Raw genomic sequence first — 23,448 nt, 5'->3', positions numbered from 1 at the left:
GGGTAACACCTGGATAGCGAAGCCAACTCCCTGATCGGAAACGAACTTCTCCCGAATGCGCTGCGACAGGCACTGACCGGGTCGACCCGGTTTGTCCACAGATTCCGTGCACAAGCCTGTTGATAACCGCACCGCCATCGCGGCAACTCCTTGATCGGACTGGCACTTTACCCTCTGCACCGTCCGCGGCGATCCACACGTTTCCTATGCGCAACCATGGCTGCCATGCCGAACAGTCGCGGCGCGCAGGCCGGATTCAGCACGCCCGCGATATCGCCCGACGGCGTCTGTCTACGCAACGCGAGCGCTCTGGCAACGCTGGCACGGCGCATGCGGGCTCTATGCGTGATACGTCTGGGAAGCACGCTTTATGGTCGAAAGTGGCACGACGAGCCGGAACGTCCTGCGATCGATGGCGCGGCAAACGTGCCAGGTCCTGCTGCTTGCGCTGGCCGCCTGCACAGCAACCGATCCGCCGATGCATACGCCTGTTGATGTCGTCGAAACCGGTCAGGCTCACACATCCGTCGCGGTCGTTCAGCGCGACTGGCACACCGATGTGTGTTTGCGCGTACAGGACGTTGACGCGTGGGTCATGACGCTCGCACGCGGGTTCGTTGGTGCGAGCGTGTTGTGCTTCGGATTCGGCGAGAGACAGTACGTGGTCGAACGTCAGCACGATCCGCTTACCATGGTCGCGGCGCTATTTCCGAGCCGCGCCGCCCTCCTGATGACAGTGCTGCGCGCCACACCGGAGGAAGCGTTCGGCGCAGAGAACGTAATCGAAGCGCCGGTCGGGGACGCCGGTCTCGACGGTGTCCAGCGCTTCCTGCGCGAATCGTTCGAAACCGACGCCGCGGGAAATCCGCAACGTCTTGCAGACGGCCCCTACCCCGGCAGCCTGTTTTTCGCGGCGTCCGGCACTTACGACGCCTTTCACACCTGCAACACGTGGACGGCGCGCGCACTGCGCTCAGCAGGACTAATCAATGTGAAAGACACCCAGTTTTCAGGGAGTCTGATGCGCGAGGCGCGTGCAGCTGTCGCGCGCACCGAAGCCGCATCACGCTAACGCGCATCACCCGTCTGGCACTGCGCCGCACGATCAACACGGCGAGACGCATACCGTCCCCGGCGGCACGGGACCGGGCTGGGGAACGACCACCGTGCGGGGCGGCGGCGGGTTCGGATCGCTGCTGCTGAACGAAAGACATCCCGCCAGCGTGAGCGGCAATACGAGAGCGATTAGGCTGAGCCTTTGCATGACTATCTCCCTGATTGGCTGGAACGCCGTCACGCGCGCATGACGGCGATATCAACGGGAGAGCAAGACAAATGCCGCTCACATCAGACCAATGCAGGTGGCCGGCAAGACGCGAAGTGCCGGGACTGCGCGGGGTCATCGCAACGGGACGGTGTCGCCCCGCGCATTCAGGCCAGTTCGCTCCTGCACACCCCACTTGCGGCGGCCCAGCAGAAAGTGAACCCAGCCGAGTGCCGCGCCGCTGTGGCGCATCAACTGGAACGAAAACGGCTCGAAAATGGCCGCCAGCAACGCCATGCCGAAGCTTGAACTCGCGTGATCGCCGCTCCAGCGCCGGTACAGGTGCACCGAATACAGATGAAACGAGAGATCGATGACGATCTTCCCGACGATCACACCGAGCACCGGCAACACGATCGTGAAGTGGCCGGCAAAGAGAAAACCGAGCAACAATGCAAAGGCCGTGAGTCCATAAATCGGCTGCATCGTATCGAACGCCTTGACCGGCAGCATCATGAGGCCGAGCTTGCCGTATCGCGGATTGCCGGTCATGTCGCGATACCAGTACTGCGTCTGCAGGAAGCCTGCGAACCACCGGCGCCGCTGGCGCAGGAAACTCACGAGCGTTCCAGGCGCGTCGGTTCGCGCGCGGGCCGCGCCTATCACGCGAACGTCCCAGCCGAGTCGCTCGCGCGTCGAATAGCGGCGCAGGCGATGAATCAGTTCGTAGTCCTCGACAAGACAATGCGGATCGAAACCGCCGACCGCCATCACGGCGTCGCGACGAAAACACGCAAACGCCCCCGACACCAGCAGCAGACTGTCCGCGCGCATCCACGCGAAGCGCGAGATGAAATTGCGGATGTACTCGTAGGTCTGGAACCACTGGAAAAAGCGGCCGCTCAGCGATTTGTTGCACACCGGCGCAAGCAGGCCCGCCGCCGCCACGAGTGCAGGATCACGCCCGAAAGCGTGGACCATCGCCGCGCAGGCATCGGGGTCGAGCAACGTATCCGCGTCGACTGTCATGAGCGTATCGGTGTCGACGGCGATCAACGCCGCGTTCAGCGCACGCGCCTTGCCGCTGTGCGGCAGTTTCAGCCAGCGCAGATTCGGATATCGCGAGGAAGGCGCGCCCAGTTGCCCTTCGCCCGGATCGGCGAGTCCATATCGCTCGACGAGCAGCGCCGCTGTACCGTCGGTCGAGCCGTCGTCGGCGATCACGATCTGTTGCGGCGCATGCGTCTGCGCGAACAGCGCGTCAAGCGTGATCGGCAGAACAGCGGCCTCGTTGTGCGCCGCGACTATCACGCCGAGCGTCGGCTGGCGGGACGCCTCAACAACCGCATCGGGTATGCCGTCCGGCGTCAGCAGCACACGAGCCTTCCACGCAACGAATACCAGCAGCACGGTATCGTAGATGACATAGGCAATTCCCGTTGACCACGCAACGACGCCCTGCAGAAAGAATGCGCGCGCGAAGAGCACGAGCCAGAGCACCACGACGCCGAGATGAATCACGATGCTCGCGAGCGGCACAGGTGGCGGCGTGATGCGCGGCGAAGTGCGCGCGAGGGCTGCTTCAAGCGTGTTATTCAAGACATACCCTTTGGTTGCTCACGGCATCATTCGGCGCAATACCGAATGACGATCAATCCATTGATGTTTGAGCGCACCGGCCACGTGCAGCGCCAGCACGCCGTAGAGCGCGTAGCTGCACGCCGTGTGCAACGCGCCGAACTGCGTGTGCAACTGCTCCTTCGTGGCCGCATCGAGTTGCATGATGAAGCCGATGCGCGGCCACGGCACCAGCCCGTAGAGATACATCGGATGCGTGGCCGCCGCGACCCACGCGGAATCGTGCAGCCAGCCGGTGAGCGGCAACGCGAAGATCAATACGTACAGCGCGACATGGGCAAGGTGCGCGGCCGCGCGTTCCCAGCCCGGAAAATGCGCGGGTAGCGGCGGCGGCCGATGCGTCATGCGCCACAGCACGCGCACGATCGCAAGACCCAGCACGGTGATGCCGATCGACTTGTGCGTGTCGATCACGAAGCGGATCCCCGTGTCGGAGAGCGTGCCGTCCGGCAGCAGCGCGGCGGTCAGGCCAAGCGTGACATTCGCGAGAATCAGTAGCGCGATCAGCCAGTGCAGCAGCATCGCCCCGCGCGTGTACTTTTGCGCGGCGGTCGATTCATCGTCGATGCTTACAGTGGAAGAGATATTTTTCACGTAGACGTACCGTAACGATTCAGCGAGGATAACGGGCGACACTGGCGCTTTATTCCCAGGTGTCCCGTAAAGGCCGCATTATGCGCCGTGGAGGCGGCCGCTGCAGAAGTCCTCCAGCCGCGTTTCACCCGCTGAAACGCGCGAGCAAAGCGAATGCAGTACCCCATCTGTGTGGCAATGAACAACGCCTCGCGGAGGGCATGTGCGCTAACGACCGCACGCGCAACGCATCACACACTACGCACGAAAACCACAAAAAAGAAGGAGACGTCATAGTGATTCACCGGCTGTTTGTAATCGGCGGCGCCGTCTGCACAACGCTTCTTTCCCCGCTCTGCGCCGCACAGGACACGGCTGTGCCTCAGCCAGTCAGCGGCGACTTCGTCGCGCACGACTTCCACTTCTCGAACGGCACTACGCTGCCCGAGGTCCGCATCCACTACACGACACTCGGCACGCTGCAGCGCGATGCGCAGGGACATGCCACGAATGCCGTCCTGCTGCTGCACGGTACGACCGGTACAGGCCGCGTCTATCTTGCGCCGGCCTTCCAGCGCGAACTGTTCGCTCCCGGCGCGCCACTCGACGCGAGCCGCTTTTTCATCGTGATGCCCGATGGCCTCGGGCGCGGTGGCTCGACCAAGCCGAGCGACGGTCAGCGCGCGCGCTTCCCGCACTACGGTTATGGCGACGTGATCGAGGCGAACCACCGCATGCTCGTCGAAGGGCTCGGTATCGACCATCTGCGACTCGTGCTGGGAACCTCGATGGGCGGCATGCAAACGTGGATGTGGGGCGAGCGCTACCCAGCGATGGCCGATGCGCTCATGCCCATCGCGAGCCAGCCGATTCCAATGGCCGGACGCAACTGGCTGTGGCGGCAGATGGTAGCGGGCGCGATCCGGAACGATCCGGGCTGGCACGACGGCGATTACACCGCGCAACCAACGCAATGGACCCGCGTGATGCCCGTATTCACGATCATGACAGGCAATGCCGCGCGCATGCAGACACAAGCGCCGGACCGTGCGGCCGCAACGAAGCTCTATGACACGCTCGTCGCCGACGCCTCGAAAAACGATGCCAACGACGTGCTCTACTGGTTCGAATCGTCGTGGGACTACGACCCGTCACCGCAGCTTGCGCAGATTCGCGCGCCACTCTTCGCCGTGAATTTCGCCGATGACCTCATCAACGCGACGGATCTCGGCGTGATGCAAAAGCTCGTCGCGCAAGTGCCGCACGCTCGCTACGTCGAAATGCCTGAGAGCGCGCAGTCGTACGGACACCAGACACTGGCCCATCCGGAAGTATGGAAACCGTATCTGGTCGAACTACTGAACAGCAGCGGCGCGGCGCGTTAGACACACAGGCGCGAATCGTCGCAGGCTGTCACTGCATAACGGCCGGCCACTACCTTCTTGACGGGTACCGTGCGCCGGTCGTGAATGAGCACGCGACTGGCGAGATCGCCGGTTTCCGTGAAGTCGTCCTCCGCGTGCAGCGTACAGGCGCTGCCGCGATCCGCGCCGCGTTGCGCGACGGTTTCCGCCCCCGTTTCCGATCCGAAACGGGTCGCAATGTGCGGCATATTTTCCATACAAATCAATCGACTGTGATATTGGTGCGACGCACAAATTTTTCTTGACAGGCAGTTTCATTGCGCTATCATGACCTCAGATTGCTGCAACGCACAAATCCGCGAACCGGTGATCGATACGAAAGTTTTCTCATTTTCCAAGCGGAACCGGGCACACCGGTTCGTCATCAGGAACGAAGACATGACTCTGCCGACACCCGAACAATTCGCCGCCACTCAGAAAGCCAACCTCGAGGCATTTTTCGGCCTCACGAACACGGCCGTCGACGGCGCGATCAAACTCGCCGAACTGAATCTCCAGACCGCCCGCTCGTCCGTCGCCGAAGGCCAGGAGCACGCCCAGGCCGTGCTGTCGGCAAAAGATCCGCAAGTTGTCCTGGCACTGCAAGCCAGCTTCGCGCAGTCCGCTGCGGAAAAGGCCGTTGCGTATGGCCGCTCGATCTACGACGTCCTGTCGGCCGCTCAAGCCGAGTTCACGCTCGCCGCGCAAGCCCAATTCGAGCAACAGAAACACGCTGCGCAATCGTTCGTCGACAACGCTGTGAAGAACGCGCCGGCTGGCTCGGAAAGCGCTGTGGCCGCATTCAAGTCGGCATTCAACGCAGCCGGCTCGGCCTACGAAACGGTGAACAAGGCAGCAAAGCAAGCTGTCGAAATCGCCGAAAGCAACTTCCAGAACGCGGCGCACGCCGCTTCGAAGGCCGTGGCGCAAGCTTCGCGCGGCACGAAGTCTGCCTGATTCTCAGCGATTCTCAGTCTTACCGGGCATCGTCAAACGTGAGCCAGCTCCGCGCATGCGGAACTGGCTCGTGACGACCTGCCACTCCGGATCACGCCCTTGCGGCGTGCCACGCGCGTTAGCCATGGCCGCTAATTTCGCGCAGCCTCCCGTTTCGAACATCGTTGCTGACGCGCACGCATACGCGGGCATGCGTCCGCCATCGCGGCCCACGCCCGGTACGAGCTACATCGACTGATTCAGGCTATACGTTGACCCCGCCTGAAGGTGGCGGGAAAGGCGCTGTGCCCAGCGCCGCCAGAAACGGGAACTGTGCTTCAGGAACCGAACATACGGTTGACCGCGCTTTCGAGATGCACGCGCATCGCTCGCGACGCGCGTTCGGGATCGCGCGCGCGTACGGCTTCGAGCACTTCGAGGTGCTCTTGCTGGACGATGCGTTGCCGCTCGATCGACTTCACGAGCGACAGATTGCGCGAGAGGTTCATGCTGAACACCATCTGCTCCTGGATTGCCGAGAGCGCGGTGATAAAGAACTGATTCTTCGACGCGCGGGTCACCGCGAGGTGAAACGCGAAGTCGTCTTTCGAGCCGATCCCCGAGGTCTCGACGATCGTCTGAAGGTTGTCCCACTCGCGCTGAATGGCATCGACATCCGCGTCTTCCGCCTTTTGCGCTGCGAGCGCCGCCGCGCCCGACTCCACCACCACACGGTACTCATAGCAGCGACGGATGTCCGACAACGTCTCAAGCGGCGCGAAGCGGCGCACGTCCGGATCGGGGCGCCGCATCACTGTCGTGCCTGAGCCATGGCGCGTGGCGATGATGCCATCCGCACGCAATTGCGCGAGCGCTTCGCGCACGGTCGGACGCGAGGTCGAGAAGCGCTCCGCGAGCATGTGCTCGGTCGGCAGGCGTTCCCCTTCCTTGTATTCGCCTTCGATGATGCGATTCAGAATATCGCTGTAAATTCGCGCCGGCATGTTCGGCGCTTTTTGCTCAGCCATGGTGAGGCGTACGTTCCGAGTTGTCAGAATTATTCCCAATTGTAAGTCAAAGAGTGCACGCCGAGGCTCGTCAGGCGTCGACTTCCTTGTGTTGCCCCGCGTTTAACGGAACGCGCTCACGCTGATACGCAACGATGCGACTTCCGTCTCGCCAGGTTCGACCCAGCGCAGCCCGAGGCCGTTGTGGATCGCATCAGGCAAACCGAGCCACGGCTCGACGCAATAAAAATCCGACTGCGGCGTTTCGGTCCACGAGGTCACCGCGTACCACGGCACCGATCCCGGACGCCGCAAGTCGATCTCGATCGTGCGCTGCAAGGCCGGAATATCGATGCGCACCGGCGCGTCCGGTGCGCCGTCGAGGCAATGAAAGCGGTCGAGAATCTGCGGGTCGTCGAAGGTGTAGCGCGGCTGCCCTTCGATGGGTTCCGTGATCGTGCCGTCCGGACGCTGGTGACGGGTGACCGTGCGCGGCAACGTGAGCGTCGACTCGCTACGTTTCGCATGCGGTAACGCGAAATAGAAATGATGCCCCGCGTAGTACGGCAGGCGGGACGTGCCCGTGTTCGTGGTCGTCAGATCGACGTCGAGCGTACTCTCGTCCGCGAGCCGATAGGTGGCCTCGAACCGGAAGCCGAACGGAAAGCCGGCACGCGTCGCGTCGGTATCGGCGAGCGTCATGCGCACGGCGTCGCCTTGCGGCGAAACTTGCGCCGCGAACGGCAGATCGCGCGCGAAGCCGTGCATCGGCAGGGCGCGCACGACGCCCTCGGCGTCCTTCCACCAGCCGATCTCGCCATTCACGCGATGCCTCCCGAGGAACGGAAACAGCAGCGGATTGCCGCCGCGAATGCCGGCTGGCCGGCTCCAGTCGGCCACCTCAGGCCAGTGAATCAAAGACGACCCGTCGAGATGCCACGACAGCAGCCGTCCGCCCGCTTGTGGCGCAAACAGCAGGCGCGACGCGCCGCTGACAATTTCGATGACTTCCTGGTCCTGAAACTTCGGCATGGCTAATCGATGAAATAGAAAGATCAAAGCGTGCCATCGAACGCGGGCTCGGGCAATCCGCGCACGCCGGTTTCCAATACGAACACGAAACCGTCCTCTTTGCCCACTTGCGCAGGACAGATCGTCGTCACGAACAGCAAGTCGAGGCCGGGTCCGCCGAACGCGCACATCGACGGCTTCGAGACCGGCACCGCGACCTTGCGGTCGAGTTGGCCCTCGGGCGTAAAACGCAACAACAGGCCCGCATCGTTCGCGCATGTCCAGTAGCAGCCATCGGCGTCGACGGCTGCGCCATCGGGACGGCCTGCGTAATCGTGCAGGTCGGCGAATACGCGCCGGTTGGTCGGCACGCCGTCATCGGTATCGTAGTCGAAAGCCCAGATCACGCGGCACGAAGCATGCGAGTCCGAGAGATACATCGTGCGTCCGTCCGGCGACCAGGCCAGCCCGTTCTGCGTGCACAGCCCCTCCACCACCGGCGCGGACAACCCATCGTGCGCCGTATAGCGATAGAGCTTGCCCGCCGGATTCGGCGCACTCGCGTCCTGCACCATCGTGCCGGCCCAGAATCGGCCCTGGCGGTCGCAGCGGCCGTCGTTGAAACGCATGTTGGCGGCTTCGTGTGCAACGGCCGCGAGCGGGCGCACATCAATGGTGCCTTGCCTGACGAGCGCGTCGCCAGGCACCGGTTCGTGCAGCGTCACCGCGAACAGGCCGCTCTCCAGCGCGGCCAGCACCTTGCCGTTGCGCGCAAAGGTGAAGCAGCCGATACGCTCCGGCAAGCGCCACTCCGTGCGCCGCTGCGTCGCGAGTTCGTAGCGCACAAGCATCTGCGCGGGAATGTCTTCCCAGTAGAGCGCATTCTCCTCGACTCGCCAGACCGGGCACTCGCCCACCGAGGAGCGCCGCGCGTCACGCGTCTCCAGTTGCCGAACCGGCGTGTGTCCTGCTTCCATCGTCATCGTGTTGTTCCCGCTGCGTTCACGACTGCGTCTTGCGCCACTCGGCGAAGGCCGCGAGCGTCACCTCGTTTGGCGGATAGGTGCCCGGCAGCGGCGCCCCCGCCTCGATGCGCGAGGTGATGAAACGTTCGAGTTCTTCCTGCTCCCACGCAGCCTGAGCGACTTCTTCGGCCAGATGGCGCGGCACGACGACGACCCCGTCCGCGTCGCCGACCATGATGTCGCCCGGATAAACGGCAACGCCACCGCACGCGATCGGCACGTTCAGGTCGATGGTGTGGTGCTTCGTCAGGTTGAGCGGCGCCGATGCGCCCGCGCAGAAGATGGGCAGGCCGAGCGCGGCAATGGTCGCGCTGTCGCGCACCGGACCGTCCGAAACCATGCCCGCGACGCCGCGCACCTTCAGGCGCGTGGCGAGAATCGAGCCGACCGACGCCGCCGTGTGCTCACCCCGGCAATCCTGCACGAGCACGGCGCCGGGCGGCACGGTCTCGACGCCCTTGCGCTGCGGATGCTCGGGGTTCTGGAACGCGCTCAGTTGATCGAGATCCTCGCGCGCCGGAATGTTGCGCATCGTAAAGGCCGGGCCGACGAGGTTCGGTGTTCCTGGTGACGGCACGACGAGCGGTTTCACGCCTTGCAGAAAGACGTTGCGCAGACCGCGCTTGAACAACTGCGTGGTGAGTGTCGCATTGGAAACGTGGCGCAGTTGCTCGAGTGCAGTCTCGCTCACGGGGATGGCGGGTGAATTCATCGTGTGTCGTCCAGTGTCTTCAGGGGCGGCTCGTGCGGGCCACGACGTCCCTCAGGTGCGATGTGGTGTCCCAGCATTGTTGTAATACAACAATAGAATTGTCAACCTGTCCCCGGCCTTCGCCTGCCTTTACACCAATCTGCCTCACGTCCGGCGCGGCTTCCCGTTCCGCCCCTTGAACGCAGGCACCATTTGGCGGGGATGCGATAGCCCTGGTCCCGGCGCCACACCAGGGAAGATACCTACTCGAAGCAGATTTGCTTTACAACTTTATGGAAATAGAATCACGCCTTACCTGGCAGCACGCCAGTAGTCGGAGGCACGCAGTGCAACGCAGGACAATCAAGGGACTCCGGTGGTGGATCATCAGCCTCATCATGATCGGCACCATCTTCAACTACCTCGCGCGCAGTTCACTCTCGGTAGCGGCCCCTACGCTCATGCAGACGCTGCACATGAGCACCCAGCAGTACTCGTACATCGTCACGGCATTCCAGGCCTGTTACGCGCTCGCGCAGCCGGTCGCCGGTTTCGTGCTCGATTCAGTCGGCGTCAAGATCGGTTTCGCGATCTTCGCATTCGGCTGGGCCATCTCCAACATGCTGCACGGCCTCGCCACGAGCTGGCCGTCGCTCGCGTTCTTCCGCGGGTTGCTCGGTGCAAGCGAAGCCGCCATCTTCCCGGCGGGCATGAAATCGATCAGCCAGTGGTTCCCGGCGAAAGAACGTTCGGTCGCGACGGGCTGGCTCAATACCGGCACGTCGATCGGCGCGATGATCGCTCCACCGCTCGTCGTCTGGTGCATTCTGAAGTTCAACTGGCAGTTCGCGTTCGTGCTGACCGGTGGTGTGGCGCTGATCTGGGTCGGCCTGTGGCTCGTGTTTTTCCGTTCGCCCGCCGAGCATCCGCGGCTCTCGGTCGACGAAGCCGAGTATATCCGCGCGGGCCAGACTAGAGCCCAGCAGTCGTCTGCGGGCAAGCCATCGTGGAAGGAAGTGCTCAAGCAGCGCCGCTTCTGGGGCATCGGCATTCCGCGCATGCTTGCGGAGCCGGCGTGGCAGACATTCGGCGCATGGATTCCGCTCTACATGGTCACCGTGCGCCACATGGACCTGAAGGAGATCGCGCTGTTCGCGTGGATGCCGTTCCTCGCCGCGGACATCGGCTGCCTCGTCGGTGGCTATCTGGCCCCGCTCTTTATCCGCTGGTTCGGCTGCTCGCTCATCACGTCGCGCAAGCTCGTCATCACGACCGGCGCATGCCTGATGATCGGTCCGGCTTTGGTGGGTTTCGTCGCGAGCCCCTATGTCGCGATCGCGCTGTTCTGCGTCGGCACGTTCGCCCACCAGACCATCTCCGGCTCGCTTTTCACGCTGGCCTCGGACGTGTTCGGACAGCACGAGGTGGCCACCGCGACCGGCCTCTCGGGCATGTTCGGCTACCTCGGCGCGACGATCTTCTCGCTGATCGTCGGCGCAGTGGCTGGCACCATCGGCTATAGCCCGCTGTTCGTCTGCCTGATGCTGTTCGACGTGGTCGGCGCGATCGTCGCCTGGCGTCTCATCCGCGAAGAGGAGAAGACCGACAACGCCGAGATCGCCATCGAGAGCACGTTGAGCGTGCGGGCATGAATTTCGGCCGGCGCCCTTCGGGACGCCGGTCTTTGGCGTTTTTACGAAAGGAAACACCACAGTGAAGAAAGTCGCATTGTCCGGCGCAGCCGGCCAGCTAGGCACCGTGCTGCGCCAGGCGCTCCTCGAGCGCGGCGTGAATCTGCGCTCCGCGGCCGGCTCGAAGCCGCTCACGCCGATCGTCGAGGGCGAAGACGTCATGCACGGCGACCTGCGCCAGTCCGAGGTGGTCGATCGCCTGCTCGAAGGCGTCGATGTATTGATCCACATGGCCGGCACGAGCGTCGAGCGCCCGCTGCCCGAGATCATCGAGAACAACCTGCGCGGACTCGTCGAGGTCTATGAGGGCGCACGCCGCAACGGCGTGAAGCGCATCCTGTTCGCAAGCTCGAATCACGCGATCGGCATGTATCCGGTTGAAGACAAGCTGACGCTCGACTGCGCATTCCGCCCGGACGGCTTCTATGGCCTCAGCAAAGCGTGGGGCGAATCGCTCGCCCGGCTCTACTGGGACAAGCACGGAATCGAGACGGTGTGCGTGCGCATCGGGAGCTGCGTACAGCGACCGACTGAGTTCCGCCATCTGAGCACGTGGTTCGGCCATGAGGATCTGCTACATCTGGTCGACCGCGTCATCAACGTGCCGGAAATCGGTTTTGCGGTCGTGTGGGGCGTGTCGAACAACACGCGCGGCTACTGGGTTCAGACCGGTGCGAACGACGATGCCGAACGGCTCGGCTATCGGCCGCAGCAGAATGCCGAGGACTACGCCGACGAGATCCTCAAGCAGCAGAATCCGCTCGACGCCGTCGCGCAACGCTACCAGGGTGGCAGCTTTGCGAGCTTTGACTTCACGCCAGAAGAAGCGCGCGGCAAGCGCGGTGGGTGATAGCGGCCTGCGTGGCTCATGTTGAAAAACGCCCGCTAGTTCGCTATTTCGTGACGCCGGAAGTAGAACTGCGGCGCACGGTATTCGAGGACAGCGTACTGCCCGTTTTCGAAGCGCAACGGGAGCACGTCGTCCCGGATGAAGCGGGCGACATTGTTGAAGGCATATCTGAGTCCGGCTGCCCCGCTATTCCGGAGGGGCAGCCGTTTCCGTTACGCACTATCTGCACACCGGGTTGACTATCGGAAACCTGTGTCATTGTTGACTTCGCGTCCCTCTTTTCCCGTCCGCCCGGTGCGATCGAACCCTTGATCGCGACGCGACAAAGGGCGAAGACATAAAACAAGCTGTATATCGCCTAAACTACAGAACCACCTGACACGGCGATTTCGCCCGGCCACTGCGCCATGGCACACATCTTCTTCGCTGCATCGATTCAACGGCATGTCCCGACGCCCGAACGTGAGATCGACGCGCGCACGCTGGGCGAAGCGCTCGAGGCGGTCTTTGCCGGACAACCCCGGCTGCGCGGCTATATCCTCGACGATCAGGGTTCGCTGCGAAAGCATCTCGCCGTGTTTGTCGACGGACGGCCGGTACGCGATCGCCAGCGTCTATCCGACGTGCTCGGCGAGGAAACCCGCGTTTACGTCGTGCAGGCGTTGTCGGGCGGCTAATGGCGCCTCAGCCATTGTTGAGCCTTGCATCACAGCAGATGGGCGCGTTGCACTGAATCAGAGTCAGCGCTGAAGCACTAACTCGGTTCGACCGCCCTGCATGGGACACCGGAGACACTCGACATGACCGATCGATTGCTCGTCGCAACCCGAAAGGGATTATTCGAACTCCATGCCGACAATCAGGGCCGCTGGACGCTCGGTGAGCCGCAGTTCATCGGCGAGCCGGTGAGCATGGTGCTGGCCGATCCGCGCGACGGATCGCTGTACGCCGCGCTCAATCTCGGCCACTTCGGCGTGAAGCTGCATCGCCGGCGCGCGGGCATGGCGGACTGGGAAGAGTGTGCGGTCCCCGTCTATCCACCGCAGCCGCCCGAGGAAACTCGCGTGAGCGACGGGGCAAACGCCAGTGCGGACAATGCGGCCCCACCCCGCCCGCCAGTTCCGTGGACGCTTCAGCAGATCTGGTCACTCGAACCCGGTGGGCCGGATGAGCCCGGCGTCCTGTGGGCCGGCACGATTCCAGGCGGCCTCTTCCGTTCTGGCGACGGTGGCGACACCTGGGAACTCAACCGCGCCTTGTGGGATCGCCCGGAACGCCGCGAATGGGCCGGTGGGGGCTACGACGCGCCGGGCATCCATTCCGTATTGGTCGATCCACGCGACAGCCGCCATATCACGGTCGGCGTGTCATCCGGCGGCGTCTGGCAAACCCCCGACGGCGGCGCGACCTGGCGCCAGGGTTCCGAGGGGATGGAGGCCGACTACATGCCACCGGAGCGCCGCGGTGACCCCAACGTGCAGGACCCGCACCACGTCGTGCAATGCGCGGCCAACCCCGATGTGCTCTGGACTCAGCATCATTGCGGGATCTTCCGCTCGACGGACGGCGCGACGCACTGGCAGAGGATTCAGGCGCAGCCATCGAGCTTCGGCTTCGCGGTTGCCGTGCATCCGCGCGAGCCGGACACCGCGTGGTTCGTGCCCGCGGTAAAAGACCAGTACCGGGTCCCGGTGGATGGAAAGTTCGTCGTCACGCGCACGCGCGACGGTGGGCGCACGTTCGAGCGTTTCTCGAACGGATTGCCGGCAGCACCGGCGTATGACCTGGTGTACCGGCACGGACTCGATGTCGATGAGTCAGGCACGCGCCTCGCGATGGGATCGACGACTGGCGGGCTTTGGACATCCGCCGATGGCGGCGAAAGCTGGGATTTGATTTCGGCGCATTTGCCGCCGGTTTATTGCGTCCGGTTTGGCCGAGAGGCGCGGCCACCCTCACGGCGCCGCGCCCTCACCCTTAGAACACTGGATGGCCGCTGATCAGACTCGGCAACCAGGTCGAAAACGCCGGGAAATACGTGACGATATTGATCGCACTGAAGATCGCGAGGTAGTAAGGCCAGGCGATCTTGGTGGTCTCGCCGATCGATACATCACCGATCGCGCAGCCGATGAACTGCACTGAGCCAATTGGCGGGTGCACGAGTCCGAGCGAGCAGTTCAGCAGGATCATGATGCCGAATTGCACCGGGCCGACGTCATAGTGCATCGCGAGCGGCAGAAACAGCGGCGTCGTGATCAGGATGTGCGCGGCCATATCGACGAACGTGCCGAGAAAGACCTGGATGATGTTGATATACAGCAGCATCAGCCATGGCACCGTGGTCGCGTGCTCGAGAATGCCTTCGATGGCGTCGGGAATCGAGAGGTACGCCATCTGGAAGCGGAGCATGTTCGACACGCCGATCAGCAGCAGCACAACCCCCGTCGTCCGCGCGGCGCGCGACAGTGCCGTGAAGAGCTTTGCGCGCGTCATGCTGCGGTAGACAAACAAGGTCAGCACGAGCGAATAGCCCACGGCTATCGCGGCCGCCTCGGTCGCCGTCGCGATCCCCTTGGCCACGCAGCCGAGAATGATAAGGATGACGAACAGACCCGGCAACGCGCCGATGAAGGTTCGCCCGACCTCGGCCCAGCCCGGAAATTTCGTGAGCACGGTGGAGCCATCGGGGCGACGGGGGAAGCCAAAGCGCACGGCTTGCCAATAGGCGGTCAAGAGCACGAAGCCCATCACCCACAGCACCGGAATCAGGCCCGAGAACAGCAGATCGCCGATAGACACACCGCTCACCGAATTGCCGGCCACCATGCCGGTGATGCCCTGCGCGGCCAGCGCATAGATGATCATGTTGGTCGAGGTCGGCATCAGCGCGCCAGCCAGCGACGAGTGTGTCGTCACGTTGACCGCATACGCAGCGCTGTACCCCTCGCGCTTCATCAGCGGGATCACGACGCCGCCCATTGCCGAGGTGTCGGCCGTGGGCGACCCGGACACGCCGCCGAACATCGTGCAGGCCACCACGTTGGCCATGCCGAGACCGCCGCGGAAATGGCCGACCGTGGCCTGCGCAAATTTCAGAATTCGATCGGCGATGCCGCCGTGCAGCATCAGCTCGCCCGAGAGGATAAAAAACGGTACCGCGAGGAACGAGAACGCGTTGATGCCCGAGATCATCGACTGCATCGCGGTCGCGATCGGCAAGCCCTCGTGAAGATAGGTCAGCACGCACGCAAGCCCGAGGGCGAACGAAACGGGCACCCCGAGCACGAGAAGCACAATAAAACTAATGGAAAGGATGGCGAGTTCCATGATCGATCAGGTCCGCTTGCGTGCGAACATATTCAGCAGATGTTCGAGGGAAAAGAGCACGATGCACGCACTGGCGATCATCGGAATGTAGTAACGCGCGGCTTCCGGCACGCCGATGATCGGAATCGGATCGTCGCTGGTGGTGGATGCCATTTCATTGCAGCCCACGATCGCTGCGATGGCGAACGCAATAAGACAAAGGTGCTGGAACGCGACAGCCGCACGGCGACCTTTGGGCGGCAGCTTCGTAATCAGCGAATCGAGGCCGATATGGCCGCCGTCGCGCACCTTCAGTGCAGCGCCGAAGAACGCAATCGCGATCACGAGCAGCAACGCGATCGGCTCGACGAAGTCGGGCGCGTTGTCGAACACATAACGCATGACCACGCCGTACAGCACAAGCACGCAAAGCACGACGAGGCAGATTGCGGAGACAATCGTCAGTCCGCTGGCGACCCAGTCGTTCGGTCGTTTCATGAAACTCATCTGGACATCCTCATCCATCGCGAAGAGCCGGATTAGCCCGCCAGGTTCGCTGGCGTATCTCCGCGCGAAACACAACAAGCGGCAATAAACGCAACAAGCCGGAACGCCCGCCCGCACGGCTGCGGGAATGACGTTCCGGCGCGGCGTTCCCGCCCGTTCCTTTACTTGACCGCCTCGATCTCGTCGACGATCTTCTTCATCTGCGGCGTCGATTCGTACTTCGCCCAGACCGGCTGCATCGCCTTGACGAAGGCTGCACGGTCGATCTGCGCAGCCGGGATGTCGGTCGCACCACCCTTGACGACAGTCTTCATCGCGTCGCTTTCGTGCGCGGTCCAGAGTTTCACGTAGTACGGCACCGAATCGGCCGCCGCCTTCTTGATCGCAGCCTGCTCCTGCGGGCTCAGCGTGTCCCAGATCTTCTTCGAGAACACGAGCACTTCAGGCGTCATCGCGTGCTGCGTTTCCGAATACACCGGCGCGACTTCGTAGTGCTTGGTCTCTGCGTACGACGAGGCGTTGTTCTCCGCCGCATCGACGAGACCCGTCTTGAGGCCCGTGTAGACCTCGGCGAACGGCATCGGCGTCGGCGTGCCGCCCATCGCCTTGATTTCGTCGACCATCAGGTCGGACGGCTGCACGCGCACCTTGAGGCCCTTCATATCGGCCGGCGAGTGGATCGCCTTCTTCGCATAGATCGAACGCGAGCCGCTCTCGTAGAACGCCAGCGCGACCATGCCCTTCGCCGAGAACGCGTCGAGGATCTGCTGGCCAACGGGTCCGTACATGACCTTGCGGAAATGGTCGACGTCGCGGAACAGGAAGGGGAACGACGGAATCACCGATTCGGGCACGATTTCATTGAACAGGGAGCCGTTCGCCCAGACCATGTCCAGCGCGCCGACGCGCACCTGGCTGATCGTGTCGGCTTCCGAGCCGAGCGAGCTGTTGCCGAACACCTTGATCGAATCCTGGCCGCCCGTCGCCTTGCCGAGTTCGTCGCCCATCGCCTTGAGCGTCACAACCGTCGGGAACGTATCGGCGTGCACGTTCGCTGCGCGGAACATGCGCGCCTCGGCGCTACCCGCGCCAAGCGCAAGCGCCATGGCGGCGGCAATCATCGAAACGCGGCACAGCGGAAACTTTTTCATCGTCTCAATCTTCCTTGAAGTAGATCCATCATGTGCGGCCGGAACCACCCAATGGTGCTGGCACTTATCCCCGCCCGGCTGCGTCATTGTTGTATGACAACATCGGATTGTATAGACCTCGATGCCGGCTGGATTCTAGTGAATACCCTCATACCGACTCCACGCAGCCCGCTTTTTCCGATGCGAAAGGTCTATTCAAATGACATCTCGGACAAAAAAGTGCACTCAGCTGGGGCTCAACCCGCCTGATACGCGCCGTATTTGATTGACAACTTTTGCCAATTTGTCGCAGTGGCCCCGCTCCGGCAAGACCAAAGAAAAAAGCGGCGGCACCTTGCGATGCCACCGCAAAACTTTCCATGGAGACTTAGATCAGGTTATTAGAACTGGTGGTTGATACCAACCGTGAAGCCAACCTGGCTACGGCCGCCGCTCGAACCGACGGTCTGGTCGCCCAGGTTTGCCGTAGCATTGACCACCTTGCCGCTAGAGTTCAGCGTCTGGCCATTCGCGCGCTGGTAGCCTTCGAGCACATAGATACGGCTGCGCTTCGACAGGTTGTACAGCTGCGTCAGGTTGAACTGGTTGTAGCTCGCTGCCGAAGTGACACCGTTAGCCGTGGTAGCACGCGTGTAAGCGTAGCCTGCAGCCAGATCCCACACGGTGCTTGCGTGGTAGTGCAGCGCCAGGCCGGCCGTGTTGAAGATCGCCTTCGTTGCGAATGACGAGTTCACACCCGGAACATACTGGACGTTCGAGTACGCAGCCGACACGTCGAACTGGTTGAACGTATAGCCGCCCGTCACCGCGAAGCGGTTCTGTGCTGCCGCGGTCTGGTAGCCTGCGGTCAGGCTGTTGTTACCCTGCTCGCCCGTGCCCGAGTAAGCCGTCGAGTTCGGGCTCCATGCGCCGCCACCCACCGTCGCGTTGTTGAAACGCTCGTAGCCCACACCCAGGCCTGCGCCACCCATCTTGTACTGGGCTGCAACGCTCCACGACTGTCCCTGGCTGAAGCTGCCAGGCTGGCCGCCGAACGCGTACATGCCGGAAACCGTCAGGCCAGCGAAGACCGGCGACGTGTACGTCAGCGCGTTGTTCACGCGGTAGTCGGTATCGAGATTGTCGATATCGCCCGGGTGCGCGCCGAAGTAACCGGTGAGCCACGTGGTCGGGCTCCACGGCGACAGCAGCAGGTAGTACGGGGTGTACTGGCGGCCCGCCTGCAGCGTGCCGTAGTTCGCGTTGGTCAGGCCAACCCACGCGCCGCGATCGAACATCAGGCCCGTCTTGCCCGTAGCACCGTTGGCGCTGTTAAACCCATTTTCCAACTGGAAAATGGCAGCGGTACCGCCGCCGAGGTCCTCACGCCCCTTCAGGCCCCAGCGGTTGCCGCCCCAGACACCCTGACCCATGCCGACGAACGCGCCGCTACTCGTGACGCCGCCGCTCGTGGTCTTCACGTTATTCAGATATGCAACGCTCGTATCGATGATGCCGTACAGCGTCACGCTGCTCTGGGCTTGTGCGCCCATCGCGGCAAGACCGAGCGCCGTTGCAATGACTGTTTTTTTCATCTGTACTCCTACCTTTAGTCTTTGTGGTTATAAAACGCTTTGGTTACTGCTCTTTGAAAATCGCTGCTCTTCGCAGCATGAGGCGCGCCTCGCGCGCCTCATGTCCCGCTGCCGAACCGTTCTCCTTAGTGGATCTCGGGCTCGCCCCCTCCACCGCAACCGCCGCCGGCACCTTCACGCTGCAGGAAATCGAAATCGCAGCCCTTGTCCGCCTGCATGACGTGCATCTGGTGCATCGCGCCGTAGCCGCGCGTGAAGCGCGGGTCGGGTGCGACCCATGCGCCCTTGCGGCGTGCGAGTTCTTCGTCGGAGATCAGCACGTTCAGGCGGCGTTCGGGCACGTTCAGCTCGATCATGTCGCCGTCCTTCACGAGCGCAAGCGGCCCGCCGATGAACGACTCCGGCGCCACGTGCAGCACGCATGCCCCGTAGCTCGTGCCACTCATGCGCGCGTCCGAGATACGGAGCATGTCGCGCACACCCTTCTTCAGGATCTTCTGCGGGATCGGCAACTGGCCCCACTCGGGCATGCCCGGCGCGCCGATCGGGCCCGCGTGCTGCAGCACGATCACGCAGTTTTCATCGATGTCGAGATCCTCGCTGTCGATGCGCGCGGACATGTCGTTGTAGTCCTTGAACACGACGGCACGACCCGTATGCACGTGCAGATGCGGCTCGGCCGCACCCGGTTTGATCACCGCACCATCCGGCGCGAGATTGCCGCGCAGCACGGCGAGACCCGTGTCCGGCATCACCGGATTGCTACGGCGGCGGATCACTTCGTCGTTGTAGATCTGCGCCTCGGCGATGTTCTCGCCGAGCGTCTTGCCGTTCACCGTGCGCTGCGTCCCGTCGATCAGATCGCCCAGTTCCTTGAGCATCGCCATCAGACCGCCCGCGTAAAAGAAGTCCTCCATGAGGAACTTGCCGGTCGGACGGATGTTCGCGAGCACCGGCGTGCGGCGCGCGATGTCGTCGTAATCGCCGAGTGTCAGTTCGACACCGGCGCGGCGCGCGAGCGCGATCATGTGAACGATCGCGTTGGTCGAGCCTGAAAGCGCGAGGCAGGTCGTCACGGCGTTATCGACCGCCTTGCGCGTGATGATGTCCGAGGGCTTGAGGTCTTCCCACACCATATCGACGATGCGCATGCCCGTCTTCGCCGAATACTGCGCGTGGCGCGAATCGGGCGCGGGAATCGAGGCGAAGCCCGGCAGCGTGAAGCCGAGTGCTTCGGCCGCGCTCGTCATCGTCGACGCCGTGCCCATCGTCATGCAGTGGCCCGGCGAACGCGCGATGCCGCCTTCCACGCCCTTCCAGTCCTGCTCGGTGATCTTGCCCGCGCGCAGGTCGGCCCAGTACTTCCAGGTGTCGGAGCCCGAGCCGAGCGTCACGCCGTTCCAGTTGCCGTTGAGCATCGGACCGGCCGGCAGAAAGATCGCGGGCAGATCCACCGAGATCGCGCCCATCAGCAGCGCAGGCGTGGTCTTGTCGCAACCGCCCATCAGCACGACGCCGTCCGCCGGATACGAGCGCAGCGTCTCTTCGGTTTCCATCGCAAGGAAGTTGCGATAGAGCATCGTCGTGGGTTTCTGGAACGGCTCCGAGAGCGTCTGCACCGGCAACTCGACCGGGAAACCGCCCGCCTGCCAGATGCCGCGCTTAACCTCTTCCACACGCTGCTTGAAGTGCGTGTGGCACGGGTTGATCTCGCTCCACGTGTTGAGGATCGCGATGACCGGCTTGCCCGCATATTCCTCGCGGTCGTAGCCCATCTGCGCGGTGCGCGAGCGGTGGCCGAACGAACGCAGATCGTTCACGCCGTACCAGCGATGGCTGCGCAGTTCTTCAGGGGTCTTTCGCTTGTTGCTCATGATGCTTTGCTCCAGGTGTATCTCTTGAGTCTATTAGGGCTGCCGTCGCCGGTCAGCGCTGCTCCTTCACGCGCGACACAAGCTGTGTCGGGCTGACGAACTGCAGCGCCACCAGCACCCACGCGAGCGTGATTGCCATATAGATCATCGCCATGGCGTCGATCGATTGCGGCGCGCGCACGCCCGTCGAGAACACGGCGTAATACAGCGCTACGACGAGGGTCTGCGTGTCGGGTCCGGCGGTAAAGAAAGTGAGTTCGAACATGCCGATCGTGCGCACGAGCACGAGCAGCGCCGCCGAGAGCATGCCCGGCACGAGCAGCGGCAGCAGCACATAGCGGAAATAACGCAGCGTGTTCGCGCCGAAAATGCGCGCGGCGGATTCGAGATTCGGGTCGATCTGCTCGATGAACGGCGTCATCACGAGGATCACGAACGGCAGTGCAGGCACGAGGTTCGCGAGGATCACGCCAGGCAGCGTGCCCGCGAGGCCGACCCGGTACATGGCCGTCGCCATCGGGATGCCGTAGGTCACAGGCGGCACCATCAGCGGCAGCAGAAACACGAGCATCGCGATGCGCTTGCCGGGAAATTGCGCGCGCGCGAGCGCATAGGCGGCAGGCACGCCCAGCACAACCGCGAGCACCACGACGGCGCCCACCACCTCGAATGTCACCCACAGTACGCTCGAAAGCTGGAAATCGCGCCACGCCTGCGCGTACCAGTGCAGCGTGAAGCCCTGCGGTAGCGGGGTGCCGAACCAGCGCGTCGCAATGGAGTTCATGCCGACCGTCGCGATCAGCAACAGCACGTTCAAAAGGAAGAACACGACGCCAGCCCAAACGATGCATTTCCACAGCCGCTGGGGCAACCGGATGGACGCCCTCGACGGCGAAACCGTGGGACGTTCCGTATCCATCGACGCGCCGCCGTGCAGGCCCGCCGTATTGCGTTGAGGAGCGGACATCAGCCCTTCCCTCCGCTCACCGGTCCCGCGTAGAAACAGCGCTTCACGCCGAGCATCGCGGCCACGACCACCAGTTGCACGAAACCCATCACGATTGCGATGGTCGAGGCCAGCGAATAGTCGTAGCTCTCGAATGCGGCTTCGGACGCCGCGATCGAAATCACGCGCGTCGGTCCAGCGGGCGCGCCGAGCAGCACAGCGGACGGAAACACCGAATACGCCTGCACAAACGAAAGGCACGCTGCCATGGTGATGCCGGGTACGAGCAGTGGCAGATAGATCTGCCGGAACTGCTGCCACGGACCCGCGCCGAGCGTCGCGGCCGCGCGGGCGAGCGTCGGGTCGATGCCGGTAACGTACGAGAGCGTCAAAAGGAATGCGAACGGAAAGCCAGAGATGATCAGCGAGATCAGCACGCCCCAGTAGTTATGCGTGAGCCGCACTTCTTCCGTCGTGTACAGATGCAGCGCGTGCAGTGCCTGCGGGAACCAGCCGTTCGGGCCGAAATAGCTGAGCATGCCATCGGCGATCAGCACGGTGCCGAGCGTCACCGGAATCACGAGCAGCATCGTCACGAGCTTCTGGTACGGCGAATTGCGGCGCAGCGCAAAAGCCACCGGCAGCGAAAGCCCGACGTTGATGATCGTCGCGGGCACCGCCAGCTTCAATGTGACGAACACCGTGGGCCACATCGAGAGATCGGAGAAGAACTGCACATAGTTCGCGAGTACTCCACCGCCGTTCATCGGCCTGAACGAGAGCGCGAGGCCATACGCAAACGGATACAGAAACATCGCGATGATGAAACCGAGCGCGGGCGCAACGAGCCAGCCACGCGCGTCGCGCGGCTCTTTTCGCAGTAAGGACGCGAGCGTGCTCACGACGCGCGCTCCGCGTAGGCCAGCACGCGCGACGGCGCCACGCGCACGGTCGCGCGCTCGCCGGCAGCGAATTCGCCGGGCACTCGCACCCACAGCTTGCCAAACGGGGCATTGGCGAGCAGCAGCGAATCCCGGCCGCCGTACTCGACCAGTTCCACTTCGACGTCGAAGGCGTTCGGGTCACCAGGCGCCGCACGTTCGAAGTCCTCCGGACGCATCGCGACGGATACGTCCGTGCCGGTCGCGCGGTCCATCGCCACGCCGCTCAACGTGATGCCGCCAGCCGACAGCGCGAGGTGATTGCCGCGCTCGCCCGTAAGCGTGAACGGAAGCACGTTGCGATAGCCCATAAAACGCGCGACATGCAGATTCGCGGGGCGGCCGTAGATTTCCTTAGGTATCGCAACTTGCTGCACGACGCCCTCTCGCATCACGACGATGCGGTCCGCCATCGAAAGCGCTTCGTCCTGATCGTGCGTCACGTAAATCGTCGCGCGCTCGAGCTGCGTGTGAATACGGCGGATTTCGGCGCGCATTTCGATGCGCAGCTTCGTGTCGAGATTCGAGAGCGGCTCGTCCATGAGCACGAGCGGCGGCTCGATCACGATGGCACGCGCGATCGCCACGCGCTGCTGCTGCCCACCCGACAGCTGGCCGGGCAGCTTGCTTTCATGGCCGACGAGTTGCACCAGTTGCAGCGCCTCGCGCGCGCGGCGCTTCGCCTCGTCGCGCGGCACGCCGCGCATCTTGAGCCCGAAGCCCACGTTCTCCAGCACGCTCATATGCGGAAAGAGCGCGTAGTTCTGGAACACCATGCCAAAGCCGCGTTTTTCGGGCGGCAAGACGTCGATGCGCATATCGTCGAGCCAGATACTGCCGCTCGTGAGCGACAGCAGCCCGGCGATGCAGTTGAGTGCAGTCGACTTGCCGCAGCCCGACGGTCCGAGCAGCGCAATGAATTCGCCGCGGCGGATTTCGAGGTCGAGGCCGCGCAGCGCAGCAAGCTGCGCACCCTCGGTGCTGGTGAAGTTGCGGCACACCGAATCAAGACGCAGCCGATCGAAAGAAGGCTTCATGAGACGTTCCTGATCTGCGT

General features: G+C 63.2%; 22 protein-coding genes. 7 read left to right on the top strand and 15 right to left on the bottom strand.

Annotated elements, in window-relative coordinates:
• Nucleotides 1-478: 478 nt before the first annotated feature.
• Nucleotides 479-1,072 (top strand): DUF2459 domain-containing protein, encoded by a 594-nt coding sequence (locus D1Y85_RS03935; protein WP_185218893.1) that lies wholly within the window; start codon nt 479-481, stop codon nt 1,070-1,072.
• Nucleotides 1,073-1,399: 327 nt separating this feature from the next.
• Here the strand turns inward: D1Y85_RS03935 and D1Y85_RS03930 are convergent, their stop codons facing one another.
• The gene (locus D1Y85_RS03930; RefSeq protein WP_124149726.1) at nt 1,400-2,863 is read right to left on the bottom strand and encodes a glycosyltransferase family 2 protein; all 1,464 of its coding nucleotides are present in this window, start codon (nt 2,861-2,863) and stop codon (nt 1,400-1,402) included.
• Between the two features lie 18 nt (nt 2,864-2,881).
• Nucleotides 2,882-3,496, bottom strand: coding sequence for a cytochrome b (locus D1Y85_RS03925; RefSeq protein WP_124149725.1), 615 nt, complete (start codon nt 3,494-3,496; stop codon nt 2,882-2,884).
• Nucleotides 3,497-3,783: 287 nt separating this feature from the next.
• Here D1Y85_RS03925 and D1Y85_RS03920 point away from each other — a divergent pair, with 287 nt between their 5' ends.
• Nucleotides 3,784-4,860: an alpha/beta fold hydrolase gene (locus tag D1Y85_RS03920; protein WP_425466879.1), complete on the top strand. Its 1,077-nt coding sequence runs from the start codon at nt 3,784-3,786 to the stop codon at nt 4,858-4,860.
• Here D1Y85_RS03920 and D1Y85_RS03915 read toward each other — a convergent pair.
• The gene (locus D1Y85_RS03915; protein ID WP_124149723.1) at nt 4,857-5,096 is read right to left on the bottom strand and encodes a hypothetical protein; all 240 of its coding nucleotides are present in this window, start codon (nt 5,094-5,096) and stop codon (nt 4,857-4,859) included. The two genes, D1Y85_RS03920 and D1Y85_RS03915, sit on opposite strands and share 4 nt — an antisense overlap.
• A gap of 181 nt (nt 5,097-5,277) precedes the next feature.
• Between D1Y85_RS03915 and phaP the strand changes: the two genes are divergently transcribed.
• On the top strand, nt 5,278-5,835 hold the full coding sequence (gene phaP / locus D1Y85_RS03910; protein ID WP_124149722.1) for a phasin family protein: 558 nt from the start codon (nt 5,278-5,280) through the stop codon (nt 5,833-5,835).
• Nucleotides 5,836-6,152: 317 nt separating this feature from the next.
• On the opposite strand, the gene D1Y85_RS03905 is transcribed toward phaP, so the two are convergent.
• The 4 genes from D1Y85_RS03905 to D1Y85_RS03890 form a co-directional block, all read right to left on the bottom strand.
• Nucleotides 6,153-6,842: a FadR/GntR family transcriptional regulator gene (locus D1Y85_RS03905; RefSeq protein ID WP_124149721.1), complete on the bottom strand. Its 690-nt coding sequence runs from the start codon at nt 6,840-6,842 to the stop codon at nt 6,153-6,155.
• Nucleotides 6,843-6,944: 102 nt separating this feature from the next.
• Entirely contained in the window at nt 6,945-7,853 is a 909-nt protein-coding gene (locus tag D1Y85_RS03900; protein WP_124149720.1) for an aldose epimerase family protein, read from the bottom strand.
• A gap of 23 nt (nt 7,854-7,876) precedes the next feature.
• A complete protein-coding gene (locus D1Y85_RS03895; RefSeq protein ID WP_124149719.1) occupies nt 7,877-8,815 on the bottom strand; it encodes an SMP-30/gluconolactonase/LRE family protein in 939 nt (312 codons plus the stop codon).
• A 19-nt stretch (nt 8,816-8,834) separates the two neighbouring features.
• Entirely contained in the window at nt 8,835-9,569 is a 735-nt protein-coding gene (locus tag D1Y85_RS03890; protein ID WP_124149718.1) for a ribonuclease activity regulator RraA, read from the bottom strand.
• 326 nt (nt 9,570-9,895) lie between these two features.
• Between D1Y85_RS03890 and D1Y85_RS03885 the strand changes: the two genes are divergently transcribed.
• From D1Y85_RS03885 to D1Y85_RS03870, 4 genes are all read left to right on the top strand, one after another.
• The gene (locus D1Y85_RS03885; RefSeq protein ID WP_425466875.1) at nt 9,896-11,200 is read left to right on the top strand and encodes an MFS transporter; all 1,305 of its coding nucleotides are present in this window, start codon (nt 9,896-9,898) and stop codon (nt 11,198-11,200) included.
• Between the two features lie 61 nt (nt 11,201-11,261).
• Nucleotides 11,262-12,089, top strand: coding sequence for an NAD-dependent epimerase/dehydratase family protein (locus tag D1Y85_RS03880; protein ID WP_124149716.1), 828 nt, complete (start codon nt 11,262-11,264; stop codon nt 12,087-12,089).
• A gap of 407 nt (nt 12,090-12,496) precedes the next feature.
• Complete coding sequence (locus D1Y85_RS03875; RefSeq protein ID WP_124149715.1) at nt 12,497-12,766, top strand: MoaD/ThiS family protein; 270 nt, start codon at nt 12,497-12,499, stop codon at nt 12,764-12,766.
• A 123-nt stretch (nt 12,767-12,889) separates the two neighbouring features.
• Complete coding sequence (locus tag D1Y85_RS03870) at nt 12,890-14,089, top strand: WD40/YVTN/BNR-like repeat-containing protein (protein WP_246024764.1); 1,200 nt, start codon at nt 12,890-12,892, stop codon at nt 14,087-14,089.
• Here D1Y85_RS03870 and D1Y85_RS03865 read toward each other — a convergent pair.
• The 8 genes from D1Y85_RS03865 to D1Y85_RS03830 form a co-directional block, all read right to left on the bottom strand.
• On the bottom strand, nt 14,067-15,419 hold the full coding sequence (locus D1Y85_RS03865) for a TRAP transporter large permease (RefSeq protein ID WP_124149714.1): 1,353 nt from the start codon (nt 15,417-15,419) through the stop codon (nt 14,067-14,069). The genes D1Y85_RS03870 and D1Y85_RS03865 overlap by 23 nt on opposite strands.
• A 6-nt stretch (nt 15,420-15,425) precedes the next feature.
• Nucleotides 15,426-15,905, bottom strand: coding sequence for a TRAP transporter small permease (locus D1Y85_RS03860; RefSeq protein ID WP_124149713.1), 480 nt, complete (start codon nt 15,903-15,905; stop codon nt 15,426-15,428).
• Nucleotides 15,906-16,066: 161 nt separating this feature from the next.
• On the bottom strand, nt 16,067-17,056 hold the full coding sequence (locus tag D1Y85_RS03855) for a TRAP transporter substrate-binding protein (protein WP_124149712.1): 990 nt from the start codon (nt 17,054-17,056) through the stop codon (nt 16,067-16,069).
• A 380-nt stretch (nt 17,057-17,436) separates the two neighbouring features.
• On the bottom strand, nt 17,437-18,630 hold the full coding sequence (locus D1Y85_RS03850) for a porin (RefSeq protein ID WP_124149711.1): 1,194 nt from the start codon (nt 18,628-18,630) through the stop codon (nt 17,437-17,439).
• A 125-nt stretch (nt 18,631-18,755) separates the two neighbouring features.
• The gene (gene araD, locus D1Y85_RS03845) at nt 18,756-20,504 is read right to left on the bottom strand and encodes an L-arabinonate dehydratase (protein WP_124149710.1); all 1,749 of its coding nucleotides are present in this window, start codon (nt 20,502-20,504) and stop codon (nt 18,756-18,758) included.
• A gap of 52 nt (nt 20,505-20,556) precedes the next feature.
• Nucleotides 20,557-21,423 carry an ABC transporter permease gene (locus D1Y85_RS03840; protein WP_246024779.1) on the bottom strand — a complete coding sequence of 289 codons (867 nt, stop codon included), beginning with the start codon at nt 21,421-21,423 and terminating at the stop codon, nt 20,557-20,559.
• Between the two features lie 47 nt (nt 21,424-21,470).
• The gene (locus tag D1Y85_RS03835; protein WP_124149708.1) at nt 21,471-22,352 is read right to left on the bottom strand and encodes an ABC transporter permease; all 882 of its coding nucleotides are present in this window, start codon (nt 22,350-22,352) and stop codon (nt 21,471-21,473) included.
• Entirely contained in the window at nt 22,349-23,428 is a 1,080-nt protein-coding gene (locus tag D1Y85_RS03830) for an ABC transporter ATP-binding protein (RefSeq protein ID WP_124149707.1), read from the bottom strand. Before D1Y85_RS03830 ends, D1Y85_RS03835 begins: the two co-directional genes overlap by 4 nt.
• Nucleotides 23,429-23,448 lie beyond the last annotated feature (20 nt).

The organism is Paraburkholderia dinghuensis, assembly GCF_003837865.1.
GTDB lineage: Bacteria > Pseudomonadota > Gammaproteobacteria > Burkholderiales > Burkholderiaceae > Paraburkholderia > Paraburkholderia dinghuensis.
Note: the sequence above shows the minus strand (reverse complement) of the source record. Positions and strands in the feature narration are given on the sequence as shown.

Bases quoted from the DNA above. Each gene is read 5' to 3' on its own strand.
- D1Y85_RS03935 (WP_185218893.1), top strand. From the start codon at position 479: ATGCATACGCCTGTTGATGTCGTCGAAACCGGTCAGGCTCACACATCC.
- D1Y85_RS03915 (WP_124149723.1), bottom strand. From the start codon at position 5,096: ATGGAAAATATGCCGCACATTGCGACCCGTTTCGGATCGGAAACGGGG.
- phaP (WP_124149722.1), top strand. From the start codon at position 5,278: ATGACTCTGCCGACACCCGAACAATTCGCCGCCACTCAGAAAGCCAAC.
- D1Y85_RS03905 (WP_124149721.1), bottom strand. From the start codon at position 6,842: ATGGCTGAGCAAAAAGCGCCGAACATGCCGGCGCGAATTTACAGCGAT.
- D1Y85_RS03900 (WP_124149720.1), bottom strand. From the start codon at position 7,853: ATGCCGAAGTTTCAGGACCAGGAAGTCATCGAAATTGTCAGCGGCGCG.
- D1Y85_RS03895 (WP_124149719.1), bottom strand. From the start codon at position 8,815: ATGACGATGGAAGCAGGACACACGCCGGTTCGGCAACTGGAGACGCGT.
- D1Y85_RS03890 (WP_124149718.1), bottom strand. From the start codon at position 9,569: ATGAATTCACCCGCCATCCCCGTGAGCGAGACTGCACTCGAGCAACTG.
- D1Y85_RS03875 (WP_124149715.1), top strand. From the start codon at position 12,497: ATGGCACACATCTTCTTCGCTGCATCGATTCAACGGCATGTCCCGACG.
- D1Y85_RS03870 (WP_246024764.1), top strand. From the start codon at position 12,890: ATGACCGATCGATTGCTCGTCGCAACCCGAAAGGGATTATTCGAACTC.
- D1Y85_RS03865 (WP_124149714.1), bottom strand. From the start codon at position 15,419: ATGGAACTCGCCATCCTTTCCATTAGTTTTATTGTGCTTCTCGTGCTC.
- D1Y85_RS03860 (WP_124149713.1), bottom strand. From the start codon at position 15,905: ATGAGTTTCATGAAACGACCGAACGACTGGGTCGCCAGCGGACTGACG.
- D1Y85_RS03855 (WP_124149712.1), bottom strand. From the start codon at position 17,056: ATGAAAAAGTTTCCGCTGTGCCGCGTTTCGATGATTGCCGCCGCCATG.
- D1Y85_RS03850 (WP_124149711.1), bottom strand. From the start codon at position 18,630: ATGAAAAAAACAGTCATTGCAACGGCGCTCGGTCTTGCCGCGATGGGC.
- araD (WP_124149710.1), bottom strand. From the start codon at position 20,504: ATGAGCAACAAGCGAAAGACCCCTGAAGAACTGCGCAGCCATCGCTGG.
- D1Y85_RS03840 (WP_246024779.1), bottom strand. From the start codon at position 21,423: ATGGATACGGAACGTCCCACGGTTTCGCCGTCGAGGGCGTCCATCCGG.
- D1Y85_RS03830 (WP_124149707.1), bottom strand. From the start codon at position 23,428: ATGAAGCCTTCTTTCGATCGGCTGCGTCTTGATTCGGTGTGCCGCAAC.